The sequence below is a fragment of the Pontibacter pamirensis genome, assembly GCF_010015475.1.
Lineage (GTDB): Bacteria > Bacteroidota > Bacteroidia > Cytophagales > Hymenobacteraceae > Pontibacter > Pontibacter pamirensis.
Window position 1 is genome coordinate 1 of sequence record NZ_SSNI01000078.1, and the last position, 6,898, is coordinate 6,898.

At 49.5% G+C, this 6,898-nt stretch carries 5 protein-coding genes and 1 pseudogene; 5 read left to right on the forward strand and 1 reads right to left on the reverse strand.

Going from position 1 to position 6,898, the window contains the following annotated elements; all coding sequences use genetic code 11:
- Positions 1-544: 544 nt before the first annotated feature.
- The 4 genes and pseudogenes from E1919_RS26570 (at position 545) to E1919_RS27830 (ending at position 4,271) form a co-directional block, all read left to right on the forward strand.
- The gene (locus E1919_RS26570) at positions 545-1,630 is read left to right on the forward strand and encodes a sensor histidine kinase (RefSeq protein ID WP_162056432.1); all 1,086 of its coding nucleotides are present in this window, start codon (positions 545-547) and stop codon (positions 1,628-1,630) included.
- Between the two features lie 101 nt (positions 1,631-1,731).
- Positions 1,732-2,106: a response regulator gene (locus E1919_RS26575; protein ID WP_162056433.1), complete on the forward strand. Its 375-nt coding sequence runs from the start codon at positions 1,732-1,734 to the stop codon at positions 2,104-2,106.
- A gap of 521 nt (positions 2,107-2,627) precedes the next feature.
- Entirely contained in the window at positions 2,628-3,035 is a 408-nt protein-coding gene (locus E1919_RS26580) for a hypothetical protein (protein WP_162056434.1), read from the forward strand.
- Between the two features lie 92 nt (positions 3,036-3,127).
- Positions 3,128-4,271 (forward strand): annotated as a pseudogene (locus E1919_RS27830) (IS91 family transposase).
- 289 nt (positions 4,272-4,560) lie between these two features.
- Here E1919_RS27830 and E1919_RS26590 read toward each other — a convergent pair.
- A complete protein-coding gene (locus tag E1919_RS26590; protein ID WP_162056435.1) occupies positions 4,561-5,166 on the reverse strand; it encodes a tetratricopeptide repeat protein in 606 nt (201 codons plus the stop codon).
- A 350-nt stretch (positions 5,167-5,516) separates the two neighbouring features.
- Here E1919_RS26590 and E1919_RS26595 point away from each other — a divergent pair, with 350 nt between their 5' ends.
- Positions 5,517-6,602, forward strand: a complete 1,086-nt coding sequence (locus tag E1919_RS26595; RefSeq protein WP_162056436.1) for a PDDEXK nuclease domain-containing protein — start codon at positions 5,517-5,519, stop codon at positions 6,600-6,602.
- Positions 6,603-6,898 lie beyond the last annotated feature (296 nt).

Sequence of the window (6,898 nt, forward strand, 5' to 3'; positions counted from 1 at the left end):
ATCAGGGGATAGGGAGACAGATTCCGGTGGAGGTATACAAACAGCAGGCGGCCTGATTGGGAGAGGACTTAGGGAAAAATCAACTTAAAAACAGTGCTTGGTGGTCCTACAAACAGGGAGTACTATACTACAAGCTCACCCCTAAAGTTTTGTGCTTTGTAAGCGTAACTGTCTCAAAGGTTAAAGTTACAGATAGTTAAGCTTATTCTTAACAGTGTGCCTGACTTGGCAGATGCCTACTCAAACGTCACCTTCAGCTGCACCCGCTTATAATCCAGGGGCTGTGTTTTCACCTTCTGTGGCCATAGCCGTGTCTTGTCCTGCTCAACCTAGTATCTATGGTAAAGAAACCCGCTCACTAAGAACACAGGGGCATCTTGATTTCTTTACCAGGTTTCTTGCCTGAAAACAAAGCAGTTTCGAAAGCTTAGGCGCTTCATCTGAAAGCTGAAAAAAAGCACCGTCTATTGAACCCAAAACAGTGGAATTGCTGTATTTACTTTCTTTCGTACCTTTTAAGTCTATTTTAACAGAGCTATTATTCATGGGGCAACCAGCCAAAAAGACAGAAGCCAACAACAAGCTGATAGAGCTGAACGATGAGTTGGAGAACTATTTCAGCAACACCGTTATACCGCAGCTTTTTGTCGATGCCGACATGATACTGCGCAAGTTCACGCCTCCCGCTATGACGCACTTTCGGCTATCCCCGGCTGACGTGGGCAGGCACATAGACGAGGTGTCCAGCAACATCCGCTTCCCGACCATCATCGAGAACATCGAAGAGGTGATAAAGAGCAGCAAGAGCCTGGAAAAAGACATCCAGACGACCGACGAAAGGTGGTACCAGATGAACATCCTCCCCTACATTATCAGGAAAGAGAACAGGACCAATGGCGTCATCATCACCTTCGTCGACATCACGTCCCGATTAGAGGTGCTGCGGGGGTATGAGCAGCTGAACAAGCGGTATGAGAATGTCATCTATAGCATTTCCCACGATATAAAGGGTCCTCTCTCCAACATGGAGGGCCTGCTTAGCATGTTGTTGGAAACAGCGGGCAGTGAAGAAGACACGCAGCAGCTGTTGAGCCTGCTGAGCCATTCTGTGGACAACCTCCGCAACACGGTCACGGAACTATCTGACATAGGGGAAAGTGACACAGATTTCGCCAGGGAGGCGGAGCGGGTGAACTTCGGGCACATGATAGAGGACGCCCAGCTTGCCCTGAAAGACAGGGTATATGAAACAGAGGCGCAGATTAAGTGTGAATTAAATGAAACCGAGATAAACCTTTCACGCAAGAACGTTAGAAGCATCATCTACAACCTGCTGAGCAACGCTATCAAGTTTAGAGCACCAGACAGAGAATCAGAGATAGACATCAAAACCGTGAAGGCAGGTGATTACGTCCTGCTCTCTGTCATTGACAACGGGGTAGGCATTGAGGAAGATAAGAAACAGGTTATTTTCGAGCGGCACACCAGGTTGAGAAAGGACGTGGAGGGCACCGGGTTGGGCTTGTATATCGTGAAGAGAATGGTGGAAGACATGGGGGGGAAGATTGAAGTGGAGAGCACGTTGGGCAAAGGCACCACCTTCAAGGTCTTCTTGAAAGGGCAGCAGTAATTACCTTGCACTGCTACCGTTGCGTTCATTTGCTCCTCCAGATTCTGAAAAGATGCGTATCACTGTCTAAACACATTTTACAATTTAGCGCACCGGAAGAAATGAAGCAGGTTGAGAGAGTTTTAGTGATAGATGACGACACCACAGCTGTCTTCCTGATAAAGCATGTGCTTAACAGTATTGGGATAAACGAGCATACACAGGTGGCTCACAATGGCGTGGAGGGACTGGCACGTATCAGGGAGGCTGCTGCGCAGGGGCGGCTTCCGCAGCTTATACTGCTGGACATTGAGATGCCGGAGATGAATGGCTTTACGTTCATGGAAGAACTGGCTAAGCTGAACCTCACCGACACCAGGATTGTGCTGCTCAGCAGTTCCCAAAGCCGGTATGACAGGGATAGGGCAACGAAGAGTCAGGCGGCGGCGTTTCTGCAAAAGCCGCTCACAAAGGACAAGCTGCGGAGCATCATCTAATCATGAGTATCAGAGGCCATTTGGGTGAGCGGGTAATAACGGAACACGAATAGCTTCATCATCAAATTATTTGGCCTGGTAAGCGGATACGCTCAACCTCTGGAAAAGTAGCTGCGTTAAAACAAGTGAAAGAAACAGGGTAGGGCCTCGACTAACCATTGAAAGGCACTGCCGTGTACACTTCAGTATAAAGCAACATTAGAAAAAAAGGAGAGGCTTCTTGCATTAGCAGGAGCCTCTCCTGCTTTTTCAACGGCTGATGCCAGCAGCGAAGGGTAACCCCCAACAGATAGCCGCTTGTGTTTGAATTGCCGGGATAAAACTATGAAACAGGGAAAGCCACCTCATGCGGGGTGGCTTTCCCTGTTTTACAAAGCAATGGCAAAGTCTCACCTGAGCCTCTCTCACTGCTTCTACCGCTATAAGGGCGCAACGATATATTATTCAAGTAAAGCACAGGCGTGTAGTAGTTTTTTCTCTATTTGTCTAGCTATATATGCAGCGAATTAAATTATACGCTAATGGTTATACCGAATCCAGTCATCAAGCTTGACTACGACCCTGCCAGGGATGTGCTGTCGGTGGAGTGGCCTGACGTTCACGATTACATGAAGAGCGAAACGGTGTACACGCTGGACAAAGTCGTGGAGGTTATAAAGCTGTATGACGTAAAGTACCTCCTGGCAGACACCAGGAAAGGGGTTGTAGACATTTCGGAGCCTGAGTACAAGGAGATTATCCTTAAGTTCGCCCGGGGCCTGGCCGAGACCCGGCTTCGGAAGATTGCGCGCGTCGTGACAGGGAGCACCCTTAGGGAAGGCCCCATCCACGAGGTGACGAAACAGGCGCACCTTTTGATACCGATGAGGAACTTCTACAGCACAGAGGATGCCTTGGGCTGGCTCACCTCCAGGTATGACTGCCTCTAGTAGCCCCCTCCCTTTGCATGCTTTGGGCACACATGTTTTCCTCCGCTACAGACTGTCTCAGGCATAAAGGCAGGCGGCGCCCTCTATTGCTAGTGCGCCACCGACACGAGGTGGCCGATGTGCTTAAACAGCACTGGGCCCAGGTGGAATCCTGTACCGCTATCAATTCCTGGCAGCTGCGCACCTTAGGTGCCATCATGCGCTGCCGCACCACGGCCATGGGAGGCCACGTGGACGCCTGCAGTGACTGCGGCACAGTCCGCATCAGCTACAACTCCTGTAGGAACCGCCACTGCCCCAAGTGCCAGGGCCGCAAGCGGGAGGAGTGGATACAGGCCAGGGAGGACGAGCTCTTGCCCGTGCCTTACTTCCACGTGGTCTTCACCCTGCCCGACACCTTAAACCAGCTGGCCCTCCACCGGCCCAAGGTCGTTTACGACACCCTCTTCGAGGCCGCCTGGCAGACGCTGCTCACCTTCTCCACCGACAATAAGCACCTGGGGGCAAGGCCTGGCATGGTGGCCGTGCTCCACACCTGGGGCCAGACCCTCTCCTTGCATCCCCCACCTGCACTGCATCGTGCCCGGAGGCGGGCTCACAAAGCGGGACAAGTGGAAAAGCGCACGCGGCAAGGGCAAGTACTTCTTCCCCGTCAGGGCCATGAGCCGCGTGTTTAGGGCAAAGTACATGCAGGCACTAAAGGAAAAGCTGCCGGAGGTGGACAAGGGGCTGGTGAACGCGCTGTTCAAAAAAGAGTGGGTGGTGTACGCCAAGCGCCCCTTCTCCGGGCCCGAAAGCGTGGTGGAGTACCTGGGCCGCTACACCCATAAAATTGCCATCTCCAACCACAGGATAAAGGAATCAGACGGAAAGACGGTGACCTTCTCCTACAAGGACTACAGGCAGGGAGCCTGCAAGCTGGAGATGAGGCTTAAGGGAATGGAGTTCATCCGCAGGTTTGCTATGCACATCCTGCCGAAGGGCTTTGTCAGGATCCGCCACTACGGCATCCTGAGCGGCACCAGCAAAGGAGTGGCAATACCTGCCATCATGGAGCAGCTGCCCGGGGAAAAGAGGCTGAAAGTAAAGGTGCGGCAAGTGCAGGAGTACAACCCGCTCCTGTGCCCCTGCTGCAAAAAGGAGACCATGCTCACCCTCCAGGTGCTGCCCAAGAGAGGACCGCCGCAGGGCATCAGGACAGGCAGGCAGTACAGGGAATACGAGAAGGGACTATAAAAAAAGCCACTTAAGAAAGTGGCCTGGCGCAGCCATGCCCGTTGCAAAGGGAAAGCCGTAAAATAAGTGAAGAACCTCTTCCGGAAAACAGTAAAAACACCTGTTTATACCTCTCCAGGCTCACATCCGATGAGCCTGCCGGCTACCAGAAAGCCACAGTAAAAGTAGCGCAGGCAAGCATCTTCCGACTTAAAACCCATAACGCGTCGCCCGGTTAGGTGCAACTAAGGCTTCATTGTGGGCACTCCGTACCCAACGAAGCCTTAGTTGTTTGGGGCTGGGCTTTCTTTTACTCTATGCCGCCGTGTTCTTTAAACTTCTGCTCGTATTCTAATTGTTTTGTGGTCTGGCCTAATCTTTTATACAGCCTTGACAGCTCAAGGTAAATGTATTCAGATGATGGCCCAGCTTCTTCACTTATCTTAAACGCCTCTATTGACTCTTCAAATCTGTTCTCATCTCTTAAAATATACCTCAGGTCTTCGGCAACTACATTTTTATTAATCGCTTTGTCAAGTCCGTTTTTAAGTATATCAATCCCTACTTGTGGGTTCTCTTTGGGATAAAATAGAGTATAATCGCCAAAGCAATCGGAAGCTACAGCTGGAATGACTGAATTTTCCTGTTCATAAATGCTTTCAGCAACAACATTACCGTCTTTATTTAGCTTTATTACTGTTTCTGCTATCCTTTCAGGTGTCATGATAGCAAGAAAGCAATCAACTGACCTGTCGCGATAAATTTGTTTTGCTTTTACAATGTAAGAATCTTCTTCTTCGGGTAAAAGCACGAAGTCCGTGGGTTCAATACTCCACTCCAATTCGTCGCCATTATCCGAATTTGTTACTGCAAAGACACATGTGTTTGTGTCCATGAAAATTTCACTTACTTTCATTTATTTTATTTATGCCTTGGCCCTAACTAGGTGATACACGGAAGCCTATTCGGCTTATCTGTCGATTTTGACAAATAACCGTAACCGGACTTCCGAATATACTATATATCCGGAGCAATATAAATAGACCTGCAGACAATTCCCGTACCCCCCTGAAAATACCAAAACCCGCCCCTTCAATTCTAGCCACTGGGGCAGTTTGTGCCATAACAACTCTTGTGTAAAATAGGGACAGCAAGCTTTTCTTCACAACTATCTAATCTTCAACCACAGGTATGTACCCCTCCGTAGGTTGACCAGGAGTGCTAAAGTGATACCTTTGTAATCATTCACTTTACCAGATACCTCCTATGTCACAGGACCTATTCTCTGAAATCACTACGCTCATCCAGCAAGCCAGGAGCAATACTTTGAAAGCTGTTAACACAGAACTGATTAATCTGTATTGGCAGGTGGGAGAGTACATCAGCAGGAGGATTGCCGCCACCAGTTGGGGTGAGAAAACGGTTGATGAGCTTGCCGCCTACTTAAAAAGATACTACCCGGAGCTGAAAGGTTTTAATCGGAGGGGGCTGTACCGAATGAAGCAGTTCTATGACACCTACTCTAAAAGCCACTTAGCGCCGTCGTCAGAACAAACAACACCAACAACCGAAGATCAGGGTTCTCAAATTGTGTCATCGCCAATGACACAATCTGGATTGAGCAGTCTAAGCGGCAGTGAGTTGGCCAAAGTAAGCTGGACTCACCACCTGGTGTTGCTGTCAAGGGCCAGAACGGAGGAGGAACGTGAGTTTTATCTGCGCCTCTGCCTTCAGGAAAAGTATAGTGTCAAGCAGCTGGAAAGGCAGATCAACAGCGGCGTGTTCGAAAGGGTGATGCTGGGAAACCAGAGCCAGCCGCCGGCGATCAAAGGGTTGGACCAGGATGTGGTCAATGTCTTCAAGGACAGCTATGTGTTTGAGTTCCTGAACCTGTCAGAGCCCCATAGTGAGGGTGCCCTTCAAAAAGCCCTGATAGCCCAGATGAGGAGCTTCATTCTGGAACTGGGCAGGGATTTCCTTTTTGTGGGAGAAGAGCATAGACTGCAGGTTGGCAACAGTGATTTTTATATTGATTTGCTATTTTACCATAGAGGGCTGCAGTGCCTTGTTGCCTTTGAGCTGAAAGCGGACAAGTTCAAGCCGGAGCATTTGGGGCAGCTTAACTTTTACTTGGAGGCTTTGGATCGGGATGTAAAGAAAACAAACGAGAACCCCAGTATTGGTATCCTGCTCTGTAAAGACAAGGATACTGAAGTTGTGGAGTACGCCCTGAGCAGGAACCTTTCGCCGGCCTTGGTAGCCGAGTACAGAACCCAACTACCGGACAAGGAGCTGCTGCAGCAAAAACTGCATGTGCTGTTTGAGGCAAGCCAAGGGAGCAGTGAATTGTAGTCGAACGGTCTAGCTTCTCTGATTCCTCAGCGGCTTCGTTTAACATAAAATAACTTATCAGCAAACCCACAGGCACCAATCAACCATGCCAGTGTTGGGAAGACAGCACCCACGCCCATTGTTTACCTATGGAGCCTTAGTTCTTTTCAACTGACTGAAAAAGCATTAAGTCATCCTATCTTTGAATGGATGTGCAAGAGTCCTAAAATAGTCTTTACAAAGAAGGGCTGAGTCTGTAGCTTTAAAAGCAAAAGAAGAAGGGGAAAAGAGTAAGGCAGCTGTTTGTCATTGGTCGT